This is a genomic window from Bradyrhizobium sp. WSM3983, from assembly GCF_000473045.1.
Classification (GTDB): domain Bacteria; phylum Pseudomonadota; class Alphaproteobacteria; order Rhizobiales; family Xanthobacteraceae; genus Bradyrhizobium.
This window is the reverse complement of record NZ_AXAY01000001.1, coordinates 59668-80136: the sequence shown is the minus strand read 5'-3', so window position 1 is coordinate 80136 and position 20469 is coordinate 59668. Positions and strand designations below refer to the sequence as shown.

The following is a 20469-nucleotide window of genomic DNA, read 5'->3' as shown; positions in this document are numbered from 1 at the left end:
GATTTGCGTGCGAAGCGGCAACAGCCATGGCTGTTGCCGCTTGCCCGATGGCATTCTGATGTTGGCGGACGCGCTGACCATTCTCAATCGCGAGCGCGTGTCCGAATTCGCGGCCGCCCGAAAGCTGCCGGCGATCTACGAATTCGACCAATTCGCCCGTGATGGTGACCTGATGTCCTATGGCGCGGATTCCTTGGAATCCTTCGAGCGGGCGGCCGCGCTGGTGCTGGCACTTGCCGACGAGGTGATCGAGTAACCTCGTGCGCTGCGGCGAGAGACAAGGTCCGGCCTTCTTGCTAGGCTTGGGGGAATGAGCATTTCCGTGCATCCCGACACCCCGCAAACCAGGCCGCTACCGCGCGCGGCCGCGGGCGGCGTCGTGTCCGGCGAAGTGGGCCGGAGGCTCAGGACGCGGCTGTTCACCAAATATGTCGCGCTGTTCGTGGCCTTGGTCGCCGTCGCCCTGCTGGCCAATGGCCTGTTCGAGGTCTTCTTCGACTATCGGGAGCACAAGGCCTCGCTGATCCGTGTCCAGCACGAGCAGGCCGAGGCGGCCGCCGCCAAGATCAGCCAGTTCGTCAAGGAGATCGAGAGCCAGCTCGGCTGGACCACGCAACTGCCGTGGTCGGCGGGCTCGATCGAGCCGCGCCGGTTCGACGCGCTGCGGCTGCTGCGTCAAGTGCCGGCGATCACCGAACTCGCCCAGGTCGACGCGACCGGCAGAGAGCGGTTGCGGGTTTCGCGGCTGGCGATGGACGCGATCGACAGCGGCATCGATCTGTCGGACGATCCAAAATTCACGCAGGCGGTCGCGCACAAGGTCTTTTACGGGCCGGTCTATTTCCGCAGGGATTCCGAGCCCTACATGACGCTCGCGCAGGCCGGCGCGCGCAAGGATGCGGGCGTCAGCATTGCAGAGGTCAATCTCAAGCTGATCTGGGACGTCGTGTCCCAGATCAAGGTAGGCGAGCACGGACATGCCTATGTCGTCGGCCCGGAGGGGCGCCTGATCGCGCATCCCGATATCAGCCTGGTCTTGCGCAACACCGACCTGTCGGGACTGGCGCAGGTGCGCGCTGCGCTGGCCGGTGGCGGTGTCATGCCCGACGCCTTGCAGGAAGCGACCAACATCCAGGGGCAGAAAGTCCTGACGGCGTCCGCGCCGATCGCCCCGCTCGGCTGGACCATGTTCGTCGAGTTGCCGGTCGAGGAGGCCTATGCGGCGCTCTATGCCTCGCTGGAACGGCTCGTGATCGTGCTGCTCGCGGCCTCGATCTTCGCGGTGCTCGCTGGAATATTCCTCGCGCGCCGCATGGTCGGTCCGATCCAGGCGCTGCGCAGCGGTGCCGAACGGATCGGCGGAGGTGATTTCTCGCAGCGGATATCGATCAAGACCGGCGACGAACTCGAGGAGCTCGCCGATCAGTTCAACGACATGGGCGTGCGCTTGCAGGAATCCTATGCCGATTTGGAAAAGAAGGTCGAGCAGCGGACCATGGAACTGCGCGAATCGCTGTTGCACCAGACGGCGACTTCCGACGTGCTACAGGTTATCAGTCGATCGCCTGGCGATCTCGCCCCCGTCTTTCAGACAATCATCGAGCGCGCGACCTTCATCTGCGACGCCAAATTCGGCAATTTGTTCCTGTTCGAGGATGGTGGGTTTCGTTGCGTGTCGGTGTCTGACCTGCCTCCCGCCTTTTCGGAAACGTTCGCGCGCACGCCTGTCATCTTCCCGCCTCAGTCGGACCCGTTGGGCCGGGTCGCATCGACGCGGCGGTTTATCCACGTTGAGGACGTCAGACGCGAGCCGGACTACCTGGCGGGCTTTCCGCCAATCGTGGAACTGGCCGAGCTTGGCGGTGCCCGGACGATCTTGCTGGTGCCGATGCTCAAAGAAAGCGACTTCGTCGGTGTGATCGCAATTTTCCGGCAAGATGTTCGTTTGTTTACCGAGAAGCAAATCGATCTGGTGACGAGCTTCGCCAATCAGGCCGTCATCGCGATCGAGAATGCCCGGCTGCTCGATGAGTTGCGCAAGCGGACGACGGAGCTTTCTCAATCTCTCAACGATCTGCGCGCCGCACAGGATCGCCTGGTTCAGACCGAGAAACTGGCCTCGCTCGGCCAGCTCACGGCGGGCATCGCCCACGAGATCAAGAACCCGCTCAACTTCGTCAATAATTTCTCTTCGATCTCGACCGAACTGATCGACGAGCTCAACGAGGTCCTGCAGACGGCATCGCTTGACGGCAAGACGAAGGGCGAGGTGGACGAGCTGACCGGGATGCTCAAGAGCAATCTCGAAAAAGTCGTGCAGCACGGCAAGCGCGCCGATTCCATCGTCAGAAACATGCTTTTGCACTCGCGCGAAGGCTCCGGCGAACATCGCCCCGCCGACATCAACGCGGTCGTGGAGGAGAGCCTCAATCTGGCCTATCACGGCGCGCGCGCCGAAAGGCCGTCGTTCAACGTGACGCTCCGGCGCGACCTCGATCCGACCGCCGGGATGGCCGACATCTATCCGCAGGAGATCACCCGCGTCTTCCTCAATCTGATCTCGAACGGCTTCTATGCTGCGACCAAGCGCAAGGAGAGCGACGCGGATGGATTCGAGCCGACCGTGAGCGCCGCGACGAAGAATCTCGGCGGCAAGGTCGAGATCCGGATCCGCGACAATGGCACGGGCATTCCGCAGGACGTGAAGGAGAAGATGTTCAATCCCTTCTTCACCACCAAGCCGGCCGGCGAGGGCACCGGGCTTGGCCTGTCCATGAGCCATGACATCGTCGTGAAACAGCACGGCGGCACGATCGACGTGAATACCGAGCCCGGTGTATTCACCGAATTCATCATCACCCTGCCGCGCGCGATGGCGGCAGGCGGTACTTCCGGAGGCAAGATTTGAACGTTTACATCCTGGTCGTCGATGACGAGCCCGATGTCGAGGCGCTATTCCGGCAGCAGTTCCGACGCGACCTGCGCGCCGGTCGCTTTCATATGGAGTTTGCGCTCTCGGCGCCCGATGCGCTGAAGCTCGCCGCCGAGGTTCGCGACCCCTCGTTGATCCTGATCCTGTCCGACATCAACATGCCCGGCATGAGCGGGCTCGACATGCTGCCCAAGGTGCGCGCCGAGCATCCGCATGTTCCGGTCATCATGATCACGGCGTACGGCGATGCCGAGACGCATCGCAAGGCGCTCGAGCGTGGCGCCACTGGGCTCCTCACCAAGCCGATCGATTTTGCGCTGCTGCGCCAGCAGATCGACACGAGGCTCGAGCAGGCGGCATGACTCCGACCATCCTCTTTGTCGACGACGAGCCGGATCTCGAGGCGCTGATCCTGCAAAAGTTTCGCAGGCAGATCCGCGACGGGCTCGTCGCCATCATGTTCGCGCGTGACGGCATCGAGGCGCTGGAGTCGCTCGAGCAGCATCCGCACGTCGACATGGTGGTGTCCGACATCAACATGCCCAGGATGGACGGGCTGTCGCTGTTGCAGAAGCTGCAGGAAGCCGAGGACAAGAAGTCGACCATCATCGTCTCCGCCTATGGCGACATGAGCAACATTCGCACCGCCATGAACCGCGGCGCGTTCGACTTCCTGACCAAACCGATCGACTTCGCTGACCTCGAAACCACGATCGAGAAGACCCTTCGCCACATCGAGATGCTGCGCGAGGTGCGGCGCCGTCAGGCGGAGGCCGAGCGGGCTCATGCGGCCTTGTCGCGCCACTTCTCGCCCGAATTGGCCAAGCGTCTGGCGGCAAGCGGCGACGGCGAGGGGATCGAGGTCCAGTGGCGCGATGTCGCCGCCATCTTCACGGATATCACCGGCTTTACGTCGCTGGTCGAGAGCGCGCCGCCAGAGACGCTGGGCGCGCTCCTCAACGAATATGTTGGCGGCATGACCGAGGTCGTGTTTGCGCATGAGGGGACGGTTGCCAAGATCATCGGCGATGCGATCCACGTGCTGTTCAACGCGCCCGGCGATCAGCCGGACTACGCGACGCGTGCGGTCGCCTGCGCCCACGATCTCGACGCTTGGGCGCAGGATTTTTGCGCGCGCCAAAGTGATCGAGGCGTGGATTTCGGCGCCACCCGCATCGGCATTCACGCCGGGTCCGCACTGGTCGGCAATTTCGGCGGCAACCGCTTCTTCGACTACACCGCGTATGGGGACACCATCAACATCGCGGCGCGGCTGGAAGCTGCGAACAAGCAGCTGGGCACCCGGATCTGTGTCAGCTCCAGTGTCGCCGAGGCGGCCAGGAATTTCCAGGGGCGTCCCGTGGGCGATCTGATGCTGCGTGGACGCAGCGAGCCGCTGCGGGCGTTCGAGCCACTGCCGCGTGAAAGGTTCGAGGCGCCCGAGACGACGCAGTATTCCGAGGCTTTTGCCAAGATGGAAGCCGGTGACGCCGCGGCGATGCCGACCTTTGCCGCACTGGTCGGCGCGCACGCCGATGATCCTCTCGCCGGATTTCACTTGAGGCGCCTCCTCAACGGCGGCAAGGGCATCCGCATTCAATTGGATTAGGAGTTCGTCATGACGCGTGAATTCTCCGCCGGCAACTATCGGTTCATACCCTCCGTGTTTCAGTATTCGGCTGGCGCGGCCGCCGATGATGGCTATGAGATCGAGCGCGTCCGGTTCGACCGCCTCGTGCCTCTGGCCGAGGGATTTGCGCTCGCAGCAAAGTTCATCCAGGAGGCAGGGCGTCCGTTGACGGCCTTCTGTGCCTGCGAGCTGCGCTCGCCGGCCGCCTTCAGCGAGGAGGGCTTTCGCGCGTTCAACCTGCATTACGTCAAGACGTTGTCCGAGTGGGGCATCTTCGACGGCACCACCAATCCGGTGGCGCGCAGCAATGTCTGTCCTGAGATCGATCCGCCGTCCGAGCCGTCGTTCGACGCGTTCTCCTTCACGCGCCCGACAAACTCCAAAGCGCCGTCCTTCGTCATCGCCGGCGGAGCCGAGGCGCGCGAGGGCAGCGGCACCTATGTCGAGCGCACGGTGCGCTACCGCGACCTCAGCCCGGAGGGGTTGCGCGAAAAGGTGCGGTTCACCACGACGTCCCAGATGGAGAACCGGATGACGGCGTTCGGATTTGGCTGGAAGGACACGACCGGCGTGCAGGCCTATTCCGTGCACGATTTCCACCACGCGCTGGTCGACGAGCTGGTTCGGCGCGGCGCGCTGCGCACGGGGCTCACCTGGCACTTTGCGCGGCCCCCGGTGGTCGATCTCGAATACGAGATGGATTGCCGCCGCGTGATGCGTGAGACCGTGATCTAGCGCTGGCGTGGATCGAGGGCGTCGCGCAGGCCGTCGCCGAGCAGGTTGAGGGACAGCACCACGAGGAAGATCGCAAGCCCCGGCCAAATCGCCATCCAGGGCGCCTGGGTCAGGAAGCGTTGCGCGGCATTGAGCATGCTGCCCCAGGACGGCGCCGGCGGCTGCTGGCCGAGGCCAAGGAAGGACAGGGCCGCCTCGGCGATGATGGCCGCGGCGATCGACAGTGTCGCCTGAACCAGCAGTGCGGGCAGGATGTTCGGCAGGATGTGCGAAACCGCGATCCGCCATCCTGGATTGCCGAGTGCGCGCGCCGCTTCGACATAGTCCTCGGCCTTGACGCTCAGCACCTGGCCGCGGGTCAGGCGAACGAAGATGGGCGTTGCCGAAATGCCGATCGCGATCATGGCGTTGCCAAGGCTCGGACCGAGGAAGGCCGCCAGCGCAATCGCCAGGATCAGGAACGGGCAGGCCAGCATCGCATCGGTGATCCGGCTGATCAGCGCATCGACGAACCCGCCGCGATAGCCGGCCAGCAGGCCGAGCGGGACGCCGATGCCGAGCGCGATCGCGACTGAGATCAAGCCCGCAAGCAGGGATGCCCGCGCGCCGTAGATGACGCGGCTGAGGATATCGCGGCCGAGCTCATCGGTGCCGAACCAGTGCGCCATTGTCGGCGGCTTGCGCACTAGGCTCCAGCTCGTCGCGATGGGATCGTAGGGCACGAGAAGCGGGGCGAGCAGCGCGAGCAGGATGGAGATGACGAGCACCACGAGGCCAGCGACCGCCGCCTTGCGCTTGAACAGGCGGCGCCGTGCGCGCCGTGCCGGGCTGTCCAGCTCGTCGGTTTGCACAAGGGGGCCGGACAAGGCGGCGTCGGTCATGGCCCTAGCCCCTCAGCCGCGGATTGACGAGGATATAGGCGATGTCGGCAACCAGATTGAGGGTGATGTAGACGGTGGCCGTCACCAGCACGACGCCCTGCACGACGGCGTAGTCGCGGTTGAACACGGCGTCCACGATCAGCTTGCCGAAGCCGGGAATGGAAAAAATCTGCTCGGTCAGCACCGCGCCGGACAGAAGTGTGCCGAGCTCCAGCGCGCCTAGCGTGATGATCGGCGTTAGCGCGTTGCGCATGGCATGTTTGAGGATCACCGAGCGCTCGGAGAGACCCTTCGCGCGCGCAGTGCGGACGTAATCGCTTTCCAGCACCTGGAGCATGGCGCTGCGGGTATGCCGCATCAGGACCGCGGCAATCGCGTTGCCGAGCACGAAGGCGGGCATGATGGTGGCGGCAAGGCTCGCGCGCCAATTCTCGGTGAGTGGCACGTAGCCCGAGGCCGGCAGCCAACCGAGCTCGATCGAGAACAGGAAGATCAGCATGATGCCGAGCCAGAAATTTGGTGTCGAGATGCCCCACAGCGCGAAGAAGTTGGCACCGTAGTCCCAGGCCGTTCCTTTCTTCACGGCCGCGACGATCCCGGCGGGAATGCCGATCAGGAACGCGATGATGATCGCCATCGAGCCGAGTTGCAGCGTCACCGGCAGCTTTTGCGCAATCAGCTCGCGCACCGGCATCTTGTTGCGCAGGGACTCGCCGAAATCGCCTGATAGTACGCCCTTGATCCAGTAGGCGTATTGCACGGGGACCGGCTGATCGAGCCGGTATTGGCGGCGGATCTGCTCGATCACGGCTGGATCGCGCTCTTCGCCCGCCATCACCAGGGCCGGATCACCCGGCAGCAATTGCTGTAGCGAGAAGATCAGCACCGACACGAAGAACAGTGTCGGTACGATCTGCGCAAGCCGGCGGGCGAGGAAGTTCAGCATCCTCTTAGCGTCACTTCAGCTTGAGGCCGACGACGCGCACGAGGCCGTCGGGCATCTGCTTGTAGCCCTCGAGCTTGGTCGTATGCGCAATGATGATGCGGCGGTGATAGAGATAAAGGAGCGGCTCTTCATCCTGGGCCAGCCTGGCCAAAACTTCGTAGCTGGCCTTGCGCTTGGCAGGGTCGGTCACGAGCCGCGCGTCCTCCAGCGCCTTGTCGGCTTGCGCATTGTTCCAGTCGCCGTAGTTCTGAGGAGCGCCGCTGTGCAGGAAGATGAAGGTGTTGCCGTCAGGATCGACGCGACCGCTCCAGGCGAGCATGAAGGCCTGGTAGTCGCCGGCCTCGGCCTGCTTGAGCCCGGTCGCAAACTCGGTGACGCGGATCTTCATGTCGAACCCGGCCTCTGCCGCCATCGACTGGATCACCTGCGCCGGCGTCTCCGTTTCCGCGCCCTTCGGCACCAGGAAATCGACGCTGACCGGCGGCTTCACGCCGGCTTCCTTCAGCAGTGCCTTGGCCTTCTCCACGTCGCGGGCACGGACAGGCAGGCTCTTCTGATAGTAGGGATGATCGGGACTGACCCATTGATTGCCGACCTGGAACTCGCCGTTGAACACGACCTGGTTGATCGCCTCGCGATCGATGGCGAGGTCGAGAGCCTGCCGCACTTTGGCGGACTGGCTCAGCGGCCCCTTGGCCTTGTCCTTGCCGATGTTGAGCGTGATGCCCTGATAGCCGAGCTCGATCGCGGTCGCGACCTTCAGCCGTGAATCGGCGCGCACGTCTTTGAGGTCGGTGGCGAGCACGCGCTCGATCAGATCGAGGCCGCCGGATTTCAGGTTCGCCAGCCGCACGGTGGCGTCGACGATCGGCTGGAACACGATGCGATCGATGTGGACGTTGTCCTTGTTCCAATAGTCCGCGAACTTCTCGAACACGATGCGGTCCTGCTGCACGCGCTCGACGAATTTGTAGGGGCCGGCGCAGACCGGGTGCAGGCCGAACTTGTCGCCGGCTGCCTTCGCGGCTTTCGGCGACAGCATCATGCCGGCGCGATCTGTGAGCTGAGCGAGCAGCGGAGAGAACGGCGATTTCAGCACCAGCTTGATGGTGAGGGGATCGACGACGTCGATGTGGTCGACCGAGGCGAGCTCCGGCTTGCGGAACGAGCCGGGAAGGGTCAGGTGGCGCTCCAGCGAGAATTTGGCGGCCTCCGCGTCGAACGGCTCGCCGTCGTGGAATTTCACGCCGGGCCTGAGCTTGATGACGAGGCCCTTGCCGTCGTCGACGGTCTCGCTCGACAGCGCGAGCTGGGGCACGATGTTGAGCTTCTCGTCGATGTCGAACAGCTTGTCGCAGAACGCGGCGAACACGATGCGGCCGACATAGGTGCGCGCCATCGACGGATCGAGGATATCGGGATCCTCGGCCAGGCCGATGCGCAGCGTGGTCTGGGCCTGGGCGGCCCCAAGCGACAGCAGGAACGCAGCCGCCGTTGCGGCCAGGCGAAACATCTTCATCGAACAGTCCCCATTGCTCCGGCTACGTCGGTGTAGGCCTTGCACTCTGTATACCAACACCGGACGGGATCGCGCCTTCCGTCTTTCGGCTGAAAGCTGCGACTAATTTTCCTAGCGTCGGCGAAAACCCGCTCGTTGCGGGCAGGATGGTGTCGGCCGGGGGCAGCTCGCTGACGCGATGGCAGGCGGTGGCGTGCCCTGCCTCGTCTGCCACCAGCGCCGGCGCCTCGGCGCGGCAGCGGTCAATCACGAAGGGGCAGCGGGTGTGGAAGCGACAGCCGGCCGGCGGATTGAGCGCGCTCGGGATCTCGCCTTGCAGCACGACCTTCGCCCGCTTGGCGTGCGGCTGCGGCAGCGGGATCGCGGATAGCAGCGCGCGGCTGTAGGGGTGGCGGGGCTGGGCAAACAGCGCGTCCGCATCGGCTTCTTCGACGATGCAGCCGAGATTCATCACCGCCACGCGGTCGGCAATGTGCTTGACCACGGCGAGGTCGTGCGAGACGAAGATGTAGGCAAGGCCGAGCCGGTCCTGGAGCTCGCGCAGCAAGTTCAATATTTGCGAACGGATCGAGACGTCGAGCGCCGAGACCGGCTCGTCGCAGATGATCAGCTTCGGCTCGACCGCGAGCGCGCGCGCGATGGCGATGCGCTGGCGTTGGCCGCCGGAGAATTCGTGCGGATAGCGCCGGGCCAGCCGCGGCTCAAGCCCGACCATCCGCAGCAGCTCCGCGACACGCTCGCGCCGCTGTGCTGACGGCACGAGATCGTGCAGCGCCAGTGGCTCGGTCAGGATCTGGCCGACCGTCATGCGCGGATTGAGCGAGGCGTAGGGGTCCTGAAAGATGATCTGCGCCTCGCGGCGGAATTTGCGGAGCGCATCTGCATCGAGGGAGAGCAGATCGCGGCCGTCGAAGCGTACTGTGCCCGCATCGGGTTCGATCAGCCGCAGCACCAGACGGCTGACGGTGGATTTGCCGCAACCGGACTCGCCGACCAAGGCGAGGGTCTTGCCGGCCTCGAGCGTGAAGCTGACGCCATCGACGGCTTTGACATGGGCCAGCGCGCGGCCGAACAGCGAGCGCTGGGCGACGAAATGCTTGACCAGGCCATGGACCTCGAGCAGCTCCATCATGACACCAGCAGTTCGAGCGGCGCGCGGATGCAGCGCGAGAGGTGGCCGGGACTGACTTCGACCAGCGGCGGCGGCGCTTCGGTGCAGGCATCCAGCACAAACGGACAGCGCGCGGCGAAGCGGCAGCCGGCGGGTGGCTGCGCCATATTCGGCACCATGCCCTCGATCGTCGCAAGCTGTTCGGCGCGATGGTCGAGCCGCGGAATCGAGCCGAGCAGGCCGACCGTGTAGGGGTGCTGCGGCGCGGAGAACAATTCATCCACCGGGGCGCGCTCGACGATCTCGCCGGCATACATCACCGCGACTTCGTCGCAGACTTCGGCGACCACGCCGAGATCGTGGGTGATCAGGATGATCGCGGCGCCGCTCGCCGCCTTCAATTCCCGCATCAGCTCCAGGATCTGTGCCTGCAGGGTGACGTCGAGTGCAGTGGTCGGTTCGTCCGCGATCAGGAGCTGCGGATCGCAGGCGAGCGCCATCGCGATCATGACGCGCTGGCGCATGCCGCCGGAGAGCTTGTGCGGATATTCGTCGATGCGCCGCTCGGGCGAAGGGATGTGGACGCGGCGCAGCAGCTCGATCGCACGGTCCCGTGCGTTGCGGCGGGAACCGCCGCGATGACGCAGGATCGTCTCGATGATCTGGTCGCCTATCGTAAAACTCGGGTTGAGCGAGGTCATCGGCTCCTGGAAGATCATCGCGAGCCGGTTGCCGCGGAGATCACGCAGCGTCTGGTCGGGCGTTTTCAGCAGGTCAAAACCGTCGAAGCGGATTGCGCCTGATATCTCCGTCGTCTGCTTCGGCAGCAAGCCCATGATCGCCAGCGAGGTCACGCTCTTGCCGCAGCCGGATTCGCCGACGAGGCCGAGCGTCGCGCCATTGGCGACGCTGAGATCGACGCTGTCGACCGCATGGGTGACGCGGCCGTCGTCACCATGGAAACGGATACGGAGATCCCTGATTTCGATGAGGGGGCTCGCGCTCATACTTGCCTTGCGCGCGCTGCGGCGATGCTGGCGTCGATGACGCTGCGGTCGGTGTTGCCGGCCGGATTCTGGCGGGTCGGCATGGAGCTGCGGAAGTGGACCCAGAGTTCGTGACTGACCCGTTCGAGCCGCTCAAGTTCGCCGAGCGGGTCTGGATGATCGTCGGCGCGAATGTCCAGCGCCGGCCATTCCTCCTCGCCATGAATCAGAAGTGCCGCGGATTGCTTGCCGCGCTTGTCGCCGCCGGCGGCCTCGCCCGCCCGCATCGCGATAAGGAGGCGGCGAGGGAAGGGCAGGCCGTCATTGGCAATGTAGGTCTTTGCCGTTTCGTCGAGCACGTCGGGGCCTGCCAGCATATTGCCCGCAATCGAAAAACCGCTGCCTGCGATGTGCCCGCACCAGTCGACGCAATCGCGCCCGGTATGCGCGGCGATCACGCCACTCGCATCCATGATGTGGATCTGCCGGCTCTCGCGGCCGTCGTCGGTCGCGAGCAGGGCGGCGAGCACGTCATGCGCGCTCAGGCCTTCGAGCAAGAGCTTGACGCCGTCGATGCCGTAATAGGGATTGACAAAGGCCTGTGTCGCGATGGCGCCGAGGCCGGCGGCGATATAGGGCACGCGGGCGCCGACTGCAAAGAAGCGGGTCGCGACCGCAATGCCGAACTGGCCGGTAGCAGGGTCTCGCGCGATGATCGACCAGGTCATGGGCTGCCTTCAGCGTCCGGCCGCGTAGCCCTGCATGCCGCGCGGATTGGCGGCGGCGCGGCGGCGCGGACCGACGCGCGAGGCCGCGGTGAGGCGACCTTCGGACCAGTCGGGGCCGACCTCGACGATATGCCCGCGCTCGCGCAGGTTCTCGATCGTCGCTTTGGGTACACGGTTCTCGACCACGAGCACCCCGGGGCGCGCGGTGCGGGGCCAGAACGAGATCGGGAAATGTTCGGAATGCCAGGCCGGTGCGTCGATCGCTTCCTGGAGATTGAGGTTGCAGTGCACATGGCGCAGGAAGAACTGCGTGATCCATTGGTCTTGCTGATCGCCGCCGGGCGAGCCCCAGGCGAGGTAGGGTTCGCCGTCGCGCAGCGCCATGGTCGGTGACAGCGTGGTGCGCGGCCGCTTGCCCGGCGCGAGCGCCGCCGGGTGATCTTCCTCGAGCCAGAACATCTGAGCGCGGCTACCGAGGCAGAACCCGATCTCCGGGATCACCGGTGAAGATTGCAGCCAGCCGCCCGACGGCGTCGAGGACACCATGTTGCCGGCCTTGTCGATGATGTCGAAATGCACGGTGTCGCCGCGCACCTCGCCGAAACGCCCCACCGTCGGCTCGCCGGCGCCGAGCGCGCCGACCGCTTCGCGCTGGCCCTCCGCGCGGCGCAGCTTGACCACGCCACCAAAGCCTTCGACCGAGCCGGGGATGAAGTCGAGCGAAGCCTTGTCAGTAACGAGCTTGCGACGCTCGTCATTATAGGCGTCCGACAGCAACGTCGCGATCGGGATCTCGCTGAACTTGGGATCGCCGTAGAACTTTTCGCGATCCGCGAAAGCAAGTTTGGCGCATTCGATCTGGAGATGGATGAACTCCGGCGCGGTCGGGTCGAGCCCGTCGAGCGCAAAGCCTTTCAACAGCGCGAGCTGTTGCAGCGTCACCGGGCCCTGGCTCCAGACGCCGGCCTTGCAGACGGTGTAGCGGCCATAGTCGTAGGTGAGGGGCGCCTCGATCGTCGGTTGCCAGCGTGCCATGTCGTCGGCGGAGAGCACGCCGCGATGCGGCGAGCCGCTGACGTCCATCACCTCCTGCGTCCGGCAGAACTTGTCGATGGATTCGGCGACAAACCCCTGCGACCAGGCTTTCCGCGCGCGCTCGATCTCGGCATCGCGGCCACCATTGCCGCTCTCGGCCTCGTTCAGAATCCGGGTGTAGGTTGCCGCCAGCGTCTTGTTGGTGAAGAGCGTACCGGGCCTCGGTACCTCGCCGTTCGGCAGGTAGACCGCGGCTGAGGTCGGCCAATGCTTGCGGAACAATTGCTCTACGGTTTGGATCGTGGCGCAGGCGCGCTCGACCAGCGGATAGCCGTCGCGGGCATAGGAGATCGCGGGCTCCAGCACGTCGCGGAGACGCATCGTGCCGTAGTCGCGTAAGAGCATCATCCAGGACTCGAAAGTGCCGGGAACGCAGGCCGCAAGCAGGCCGGTGCCGGGCACCATATCGAGGCCTTCGCTCCTGTAATGCGCGATGGTGGCGCGTGCCGGCGCCGGACCTTGGCCGCAGATCACTTCGGTGCGGCCACGCCTGACGTCGTGCACGATGACCGGCACGTCGCCGCCGGGGCCGTTCAGGTGCGGCTCGACCACCTGCAGCGTAAAGGCGGCGGCGACGCCGGCGTCGAAGGCGTTGCCGCCCTTTTCCAGGATGGCCATGCCGACGGCGGTTGCGATCCAGTGTGTGGTGGCGACGACGCCGAAGGTGCCCTCGATTTCGGGGCGCGTCGTGAAAGGATCGGGATTGACGATGCTGGCCATGGGCTACCTCATTTGCGGCGCGCGCAATTGATCACAGGCAATGCCGTGCTGCCAATGCGCAGGCCGCATGGCACGCGCGCGTCACGCCGGGACCGGCGCGGTGTTAACCGCGTGGCAGGCGACGCCGTTGATCAGGCTCGGTGCTTCCTTGCGGCAGAGCTCGAACGCCAGCGGACAGCGCGGATTGAAGGCGCAGCCGGGAGGGGGATTGATCGGGTTCGGAATCTCGCCCTTCACCGGAATGCGCTGGCGGCCGCTCATGGCGAGATCAGGCACGGCGCCAAGCAGCATCTTGGTGTAGGGCATGCGCGGGCTGGCGAACAGCTCGCGCCCCTCCGCGATCTCGACGATCCGGCCGAGATACATCACGCCGACGCGGCTCGCCATGTGGCGGACCACGGCGAGGTTGTGACTGATGAACATGTAGGTCAGGCCAAATTTGTCCTGGAGGTCGCGCATCAGGTTCAGGATCTGCGCCTGCACGGAGACGTCGAGCGCCGAGGTCGGCTCGTCGCAGACGATGAACTCGGCGTCCGATGCGAGCGCACGCGCGATCGCGATACGCTGGCGCTGGCCGCCGGAAAACTCGTGCGGAAATTTCAGCCGATCGTCGGGGTGCAGGCCGACGAGGCTGAGCAGCTCGCCGACGCGGGCCTGGATATCGCGCTCGCCCTGGATCAGGTCGAAGGCGCGGATCGGCTCGGCGATGATGGCGTCGACGCGGAAGTGCGGGTTCAGGCTCGCATAGGGATCCTGAAAAATCATCTGGATGCGGCGGCGCAGCTTTCGGCGCGCCTGACCTTGCCGCGGATCGGTCATCGAGACGCCGTCGATCAGGACGTCGCCGGAACTCGGCGGTAACAGGCCGACCACCATCCGCGCCACCGTGGTCTTGCCCGAGCCGGACTCACCGACCAGCGCAAATGTCTCGCCCTTCTTGATGTCGAAGGTGACGTGATCGACAGCCTTGAGGTATTCGAGATGTCCGCCTTCCAGCACGCGGTTGAGCCACGGCTTTGAGACGTCGAAGACGCGGCGGAGATTTGTGGCCTGGACGAAAGGGGCGCTCATGCCGCAGTCTCTGCCGGCGCGGTGTCATAGAGATGGCAGGCAACCGACTGTGTGCCGCGCGCCAGCGGCTCTGGCCGGTCGACCCGGCAGCGATCGAAGGCGAAGGCGCAGCGCGGGTTGAACGAGCAGCCGCGCGGGATCGCCGACAGCCGCGGCATCGAGCCGGGGATTTGCACCAGGCGCTTGTCGTCACCGGCAAGCGTCGGGATCGCGCCCATCAGGCCCCTGGCGTAGGGATGCAGCGGGTTCTTCACGACGTCCTGTACCGGGCCGATTTCGGCGACGCGGCCGGCATACATCACCGCGACGCGGTCCGAGGTCTCGGCGATCACGCCCATGTCGTGCGTGACCAGCATCACGGCGGTGCCGTGGTCACGGCCGAGCCGCTTGATCAGCGAGATGATCTGCGCCTGCACCGAGACGTCGAGTGCGGTGGTGGGCTCGTCCGCGATGATCAGCTCCGGTTCGGCGCAGATCGCGAGCGCAATCACCACGCGCTGGCGCATGCCGCCGGAGAATTCGTGGGGATAGCCGTCGATACGCTTTTCCGGCGCGGGAATGCCGACCTCGGCCAGCAGGTCGATGGCGCGGCGGCGCGCTGCCTGTTCGGAAAGATTGAGGTGGGTCCGGATCGTCTCGACGATCTGGTCGCCCACCTTGTACAGCGGATTGAGCGAAGTGAGAGGATCCTGGAAGATCATGCCGATGCGCTTTCCCCTGATACGGCGCATTTCCTCTGGCGGCAGATTGTCGATGCGCAGGCCAGCGAGATGAATTTCGCCGCCGGCGATGCGGCCGGGCGGGTCGATCAGGCCGATCACCGCGAGCCCGGTGACGGACTTGCCGGCGCCGGATTCACCGACCACGCCAAGCACCTCGCCCTTGGCGATGTCAAAGGAGACGCCGTCGATCGCACGCAGCGTGCCGCGGCGGGAGGCGAATTCGACCTGGAGGTTGCGGACGGAGAGGACGGGTTCGGTCATGAACGCTGGATACTCATCGGAGTTTCGGGTTGAGCGCGTCGCGCAGCCAGTCGCCGAGCAGGTTGATGGACAGGATCAGCGCCGCGAGTGCGATTCCGGGGAAGGCGACGATCCACCATTCGCCTGCGAACAGATAGCCGTTGCCGATGCGGATCAGCGTGCCGAGTGACGGCATGGTCTCGGGCATGCCCGAGCCGAGGAACGACAGCGTCGCCTCGGTGATGATGGCGAGCGCGAGGTTGATGGTGGCGATCACGAGGATCGGCCCCGTGGTGTTCGGCAGCACGTGGCGCAGCATGATCACGGGGGCAGGCAGGCCGATCAATTGCGCGGCTGCGACATAATCCTTGTTCTTCTCGACCAGCACCGAGCCACGCACCGTGCGCGCGTACTGCACCCAAAAACTCAGGCCGATCGCGAAGACCAGGACCGCCAACATGCTCATCTCGTCGAGCTTGTTGCCAAAGACCGATTTGGCGATACCGTTGATCAGCAGCGCGATCAGGATGGCCGGAAAAGAAAGTTGCACGTCGGCGATGCGCATGATCAGCCCGTCGACGGCGCCGCCGAAATAGCCGGCCGTGAGTCCGAGCAGGATGCCGAGCGCGCCGGATAAGACCACGCCGAGTACGCCGACAAGAAGCGAGATGCGCAGGCCGTAGAGGATCGCGGACAGCACGTCGCGGCCCTGCTCGTCGGTGCCGAGCAGGAACGGGCTCTGGCCATCGGCGGTCCAGAGCGGCGAGATGCGCGAATTCATCAGCTGGAGCTGCGCCGGGTCGAATGGATTTTGCACCGACAGCACTGAGGCAAAGATCGCGAGCAGGAAGAACAGCAACGTCACCCCCGCCGCGATCATGGTGATCCTTGAGCGGCGGAACGAATAGAACAGGTCGCTGTCGAGCGCGCGCTTGACCCAGCCTGGTGCGGCGGCGCGCTTCTCGGTGCTGTGCGGAACGACGGCCTCGCTCATGTCAGTGCGCCCGGCTGACCGTCGAGCGCAGCCGCGGATCGACGATGGTGTAGAGGATATCAACCACGAGATTGATGGTGACGAAGATCAGGGACACCATCATCAGATAGGCCGCCATGATCGGAATATCGACGTTCTGAACGGCCTGCACGAACAGGAGCCCCATGCCTGGCCACTGGAACACGGTTTCGGTGATGATCGCGAAAGCAATGACCGAGCCGAATTGCAGGCCAGCGACGGTGATCACGGGAACCAGCGTGTTGCGCAGCGCGTGGCCGAAATGGATCGCCCGCGTCGAAAGCCCCCGGGCGCGGGCGAAGCGGATGTAGTCGGTGCGCATGACCTCGAGCATCTCTGCGCGGACGAGCCGCATGATCAGCGTCATCTGGAACAGGCCGAGGGTGATCGAAGGCATGATCAGCGCTTTCAAGCCTGACAGTGTCAGGAGCCCCGTCGTCCACCAGCCGATATGCACGACATCGCCCCGCCCGAACGAGGGCAGCCAGCCGAGTGTCACTGAAAACAGATAGATCATGAGAATGCCGATCAGGAAGGTCGGCAGCGAAATGCCGATCAGCGAGACGGCCTGGAATATATGCGCGAGCCAGCTGTCGCGGCGAAGCGCCGAATAGACCCCCATCAGGATGCCGCTGACCATGGCGAAGATGGTGGCGCAGATCGCGAGCTCCAGCGTTGCCGGCATCCGCTCCATCAGCAGATTGGTGACCGGCAGGCGGAACTGGTAGGACACGCCGAACTTGAACTGCGCTGCGTTGCCGACATAGCGGCCGAACTGCACGATCACGGGATCGTCGAGGCCGAGCGATTTGCGGATCGCCGCGCGTTCGGCGCCGGACGTATCCATCCCGACCATCTGATTTACGGGGTCGCCGGCGAAACGGAACATCGAGAAGGAGATGATCCCGACGGCGATCATGACGCCGATGGCCTGAATGGCTCGGCGCAGTGTGAAAGCGAGCATCTGTTCCTTTCACATCTCTTCAGCAGCACGCATCATCGCGTTAGCCCGAAACGGCAAGTCCCGGAAGCCAAGTCCCGGAAGCCACGGCTTCCGGGACTTCACAACTTGTCGACACCTACTCGTCCTGCTTGGTCGCCCAGTAGAGCATGACCATGTTGTCCGCACGCTGGGTCAGCTTCACCTTCTTCGACACGCCCCAGGCGAGCGCCTGCTGGTGCAGCGGGACATAGGCCCAGTCCTTCATCGAAACCTCGAAGGCCTGCTTGATCAGCTGATCGCGCTTGGTCGTATCGGATTCCACCAGAACCTTGTCGGCGAGCTCGTCGAACTGCTTGTTGCAATAGCCGGCGAGATTGGCTTCACCGCGGTTGGGGTCCTTGGGGTCATCCCGGCAGCCCATGATGTCGTGGAGCACGTTCTGGGAGTCGAGTGTATCCGGGGTCCAGCCCAGCATGAACAGCGAGGTCTTGTAGCCGCCGGGCTTCAGCACCTTGGCGAAATATTGGGCCTTGGGTTGCGCCAGCAGATCTACCTTGATGTTGATGCGGGCGAGCATTCCGACGATGGCCTGACAGATCGCGGCGTCATTGACGTAACGATCGTTCGGGCAGTCCATCGTCACCTCGAAACCGTCGGCATAGCCGGCGTCTGCCAGAAGCTTCTTGGCGGCGTCGGGATCGAACTTCGGCCGGGTGAAATCCTTCGAGGGAAAGATCTCTGGTGCGACCATCAATGCGGACGGCGTGGACAGTCCGCGCATAACGCGATTCTTGATCAGGTCGACGTCGATCGCCCGGTAGACGGCTTCGCGGACGCGAACGTCCTTGAACGGGTTCTTGCCCTTGATGTTGGAATACAGGAGTTCGTCACGCGCCTGATCCATGCCAACGAAGATGGTGCGGAGCTCGGGTCCCGTCAGCACCGTGGCGTTGGGGCTTGCTTTGACGCGCTCGATGTCCTGGACCGGAACCGGCTCGATCACGTCGACCTCTCCCGATAACAGCGCCGCGACACGCGTGGCCGGGTTTGCGATCGGCGTGAAGACGATCTCCTTCAGATTATGCTCCGGCTTGCGCCACCAGTTCGGATTGGCCTTGAAGACGGTCTTCACGCCTGGCTGATGGCTCTCGATGGTAAAGGCGCCGGTGCCGTTTTCATGGAGCGAGGCATAGCTCGGGGTCGTCGCGGCGGCCGGCGTCGGCGCCACCGCATCGTTCGCCTCTGCCCATTTTTTGTCCATGATGTACCAGGTCGCCCACAGCGCCGTCAGGATGGGATTGGGCGAGGTCAGGATGAAATCGACGGTGTAATCGTCGACCTTGACGACCTTTGCATCGGCGGGAATGCGGCTCTGGAAGTTCGAACCTTTCGCTCGCACGCGCTCGGCCGAGAACACCACGTCATCGGCGGTGAAGGGGTCACCGTTGTGGAATTTCACCCCCTTGCGCAGGTGAAAGCGCCAGCGCGTCGGCTCCGGCGTCTCCCAGCTTTCGGCGAGCGCCGGGACGATCTTCAGGTCCTTGCCGCGGGCCACCAGGCCCTCATAGACGTGGCCGAGATGCGCACTGGTGGTCGATTCGTTCAGCGTGTAGGGGTCGAGCGACTTCAGCTCACCCTGGTTGGCGTAGCGCAGAGTCTGGCTCGACGCCGGCGAAACCGCCAACACCAGCACACCGGCGAGCGTCGCCGCAAACAGACTTCGTCCAACTGACATTCTTGACCCTCTCCACTCGCCCGCGCCGTGATTTTTGATTGTTCGGCGGGGCTGATCGATCCATGTTGCCCAGAGTTCTCGACCCGTGCAAGCGCCATTCCAGCAAGGAACGCGCCAAGTTGCACCGCTGTGCAGCATTGCTGACCAACAATTTAGGGGCGGGAGGCGCATGGGCGACATTGGACTTTCGGTCAGCCCGGTCCCGGGAACGAGGGCGGAAACGGCCCCGCCGGCGCTCATTCGCGCCGACAATTTGATTGACCATATCCGCCGATTGCGGAAGCCCGTGTCTGGCCCCGGTCTCAGGTCGCTTGCGTCGCCCACCATGTCGCGGCGATACTGTGTGACGCCGCTCGAATCTCATCCGGAGGGGACATGAAAGTTAATATCGAAATCGACTGCACCCCCCTCGAGGCCCGCCAGTTCTTCGGATTGCCGGACGTCTCGCCGATGCAGGTTGCCGTTATGGAGAAGCTACAGCAGCAGGTCTTGAGCAATATCGACAAGGTCTCACCGGAATCGTTGATCCAGAGCTGGTTCACTTTCGATCCGAAGCTCGCAGAGCGGTTTCAGGACATGTTCGTCACCATGGCTGGCCTCGGCGGAACGCGTAGCAGCGACAAGAAGAAATAGTGTCGCGCGGGCGGGACCGAGCGCAGGCGCCGGGCCGGCTTCGTCCGCCGTCCCTTGGTCTTCTGCTCGCCGAAGCCCGCGGCCTGTTCGAATTCAACGCCAGCGTCCTGCTGTCGCCGTTGTTGATGCGCGCGCCCAGAGGGGATGGTCATCCGGTGCTGGCGCTGCCGGGCTTTCTCGCCAGCGATCTCTCGATGGCGCCGATGCGGCGTTATCTCAGCGAACTCGGTTATGAGGCGCATGCCTGGCGGATCGGCCGCAATCTCGGCGGGATGGCGCGGATGCGGGAAACGCTGCGCGGCCGTCTCACTGAGATTTACGCCGATAGCGGACGGAAGGTCAGTCTGGTCGGATGGAGCCTCGGCGGCGTCTATGCCCGCGATCTCGCGCTCCAGGCGCCCGACATGGTCCGCTCTGTCATCACGCTCGGCAGCCCCTTTGCCAATGATGTGCGGGCCACCAACGCGACGGCGCTCTATGAGGCGTTGTCCGGCGAACGGGTCGAGGATTTCGCGGAAGCGCGCGAAGCGATCGCCGGTGATCTTCCGGTGCCGGCGACGTCGATCTATTCGCGCACCGACGGCGTCGTGAATTGGCGGACTTGCCTGCTGCACCCCTCCGAGCGGGCCGAGAATATCGAGGTGCATTTCGCAAGCCATGTCGGGCTCGGGGTGAACCCGGCTGCGTTGTGGGCCGTGGCGGATCGCCTGGCGCAACCGGAGGGGGAGTTCTGGCCATTTGACCGGGCTGGTCCGTTTGCCATTGCATATGCCCCGCCGGAGCGGGCAGTATCGGCCTGACGAGAAGCGCCAGCAAGGCGCCCGTTGAAT

At 64.5% G+C, this 20469-nt stretch carries 19 protein-coding genes; 7 read left to right on the top strand and 12 right to left on the bottom strand.

Features of this window, described 5'->3' with window-relative positions; all coding sequences use genetic code 11:
* The first annotated feature begins 40 nt into the window (after positions 1-40).
* From YUA_RS0100370 to YUA_RS0100350, 5 genes are read left to right on the top strand one after another with little or no spacing between them, the layout of a single operon-like run.
* Positions 41-256 (top strand): hypothetical protein, encoded by a 216-nt coding sequence (locus YUA_RS0100370; protein ID WP_027528841.1) that lies wholly within the window; start codon positions 41-43, stop codon positions 254-256.
* 54 nt (positions 257-310) lie between these two features.
* The gene (locus tag YUA_RS0100365) at positions 311-2908 is read left to right on the top strand and encodes an ATP-binding protein (RefSeq protein WP_027528840.1); all 2598 of its coding nucleotides are present in this window, start codon (positions 311-313) and stop codon (positions 2906-2908) included.
* The gene (locus tag YUA_RS0100360; RefSeq protein WP_027528839.1) at positions 2905-3294 is read left to right on the top strand and encodes a response regulator; all 390 of its coding nucleotides are present in this window, start codon (positions 2905-2907) and stop codon (positions 3292-3294) included. Before YUA_RS0100365 ends, YUA_RS0100360 begins: the two co-directional genes overlap by 4 nt.
* Positions 3291-4541, top strand: coding sequence for an adenylate/guanylate cyclase domain-containing protein (locus YUA_RS0100355; protein WP_027528838.1), 1251 nt, complete (start codon positions 3291-3293; stop codon positions 4539-4541). Before YUA_RS0100360 ends, YUA_RS0100355 begins: the two co-directional genes overlap by 4 nt.
* A 9-nt stretch (positions 4542-4550) precedes the next feature.
* Complete coding sequence (locus YUA_RS0100350; RefSeq protein ID WP_027528837.1) at positions 4551-5297, top strand: hypothetical protein; 747 nt, start codon at positions 4551-4553, stop codon at positions 5295-5297.
* On the opposite strand, the gene YUA_RS0100345 is transcribed toward YUA_RS0100350, so the two are convergent.
* The 12 genes from YUA_RS0100345 to YUA_RS0100290 form a co-directional block, all read right to left on the bottom strand.
* A complete protein-coding gene (locus YUA_RS0100345) occupies positions 5294-6178 on the bottom strand; it encodes an ABC transporter permease (RefSeq protein ID WP_027528836.1) in 885 nt (294 codons plus the stop codon). The two genes, YUA_RS0100350 and YUA_RS0100345, sit on opposite strands and share 4 nt — an antisense overlap.
* Positions 6179-6182: 4 nt before the next feature.
* Entirely contained in the window at positions 6183-7124 is a 942-nt protein-coding gene (locus tag YUA_RS0100340) for an ABC transporter permease (RefSeq protein WP_027528835.1), read from the bottom strand.
* Positions 7125-7134: 10 nt separating this feature from the next.
* Positions 7135-8643 carry an ABC transporter substrate-binding protein gene (locus tag YUA_RS0100335; protein ID WP_027528834.1) on the bottom strand — a complete coding sequence of 503 codons (1509 nt, stop codon included), beginning with the start codon at positions 8641-8643 and terminating at the stop codon, positions 7135-7137.
* Positions 8644-8665: 22 nt separating this feature from the next.
* Positions 8666-9775 carry an ABC transporter ATP-binding protein gene (locus tag YUA_RS43260; RefSeq protein ID WP_084291867.1) on the bottom strand — a complete coding sequence of 370 codons (1110 nt, stop codon included), beginning with the start codon at positions 9773-9775 and terminating at the stop codon, positions 8666-8668.
* Positions 9772-10761, bottom strand: coding sequence for an ABC transporter ATP-binding protein (locus YUA_RS0100325; protein ID WP_027528833.1), 990 nt, complete (start codon positions 10759-10761; stop codon positions 9772-9774). Before YUA_RS0100325 ends, YUA_RS43260 begins: the two co-directional genes overlap by 4 nt.
* Positions 10758-11468, bottom strand: a complete 711-nt coding sequence (locus YUA_RS0100320; RefSeq protein WP_027528832.1) for a DUF1028 domain-containing protein — start codon at positions 11466-11468, stop codon at positions 10758-10760. Before YUA_RS0100320 ends, YUA_RS0100325 begins: the two co-directional genes overlap by 4 nt.
* A gap of 9 nt (positions 11469-11477) precedes the next feature.
* Positions 11478-13283, bottom strand: coding sequence for a gamma-glutamyltransferase family protein (locus YUA_RS0100315; protein ID WP_027528831.1), 1806 nt, complete (start codon positions 13281-13283; stop codon positions 11478-11480).
* Between the two features lie 81 nt (positions 13284-13364).
* Positions 13365-14354 (bottom strand): ABC transporter ATP-binding protein, encoded by a 990-nt coding sequence (locus YUA_RS0100310; protein WP_027528830.1) that lies wholly within the window; start codon positions 14352-14354, stop codon positions 13365-13367.
* On the bottom strand, positions 14351-15337 hold the full coding sequence (locus tag YUA_RS0100305) for an ABC transporter ATP-binding protein (protein ID WP_027528829.1): 987 nt from the start codon (positions 15335-15337) through the stop codon (positions 14351-14353). The genes YUA_RS0100310 and YUA_RS0100305 overlap by 4 nt, the downstream gene beginning before the upstream one ends.
* 13 nt (positions 15338-15350) lie before the next feature.
* Complete coding sequence (locus YUA_RS0100300; RefSeq protein WP_027528828.1) at positions 15351-16310, bottom strand: ABC transporter permease; 960 nt, start codon at positions 16308-16310, stop codon at positions 15351-15353.
* A 1-nt stretch (position 16311) separates the two neighbouring features.
* Complete coding sequence (locus tag YUA_RS0100295; protein ID WP_027528827.1) at positions 16312-17292, bottom strand: ABC transporter permease; 981 nt, start codon at positions 17290-17292, stop codon at positions 16312-16314.
* Between the two features lie 115 nt (positions 17293-17407).
* On the bottom strand, positions 17408-19006 hold the full coding sequence (locus YUA_RS0100290) for an ABC transporter substrate-binding protein (protein ID WP_027528826.1): 1599 nt from the start codon (positions 19004-19006) through the stop codon (positions 17408-17410).
* A 375-nt stretch (positions 19007-19381) separates the two neighbouring features.
* On the opposite strand from YUA_RS0100290, the gene YUA_RS0100285 reads away from it, so the two are divergent.
* On the top strand, positions 19382-19639 hold the full coding sequence (locus YUA_RS0100285; RefSeq protein WP_027528825.1) for a DUF6489 family protein: 258 nt from the start codon (positions 19382-19384) through the stop codon (positions 19637-19639).
* Entirely contained in the window at positions 19639-20439 is an 801-nt protein-coding gene (locus YUA_RS0100280; RefSeq protein WP_027528824.1) for a triacylglycerol lipase, read from the top strand. Before YUA_RS0100285 ends, YUA_RS0100280 begins: the two co-directional genes overlap by 1 nt.
* Positions 20440-20469: the final 30 nt, after the last annotated feature.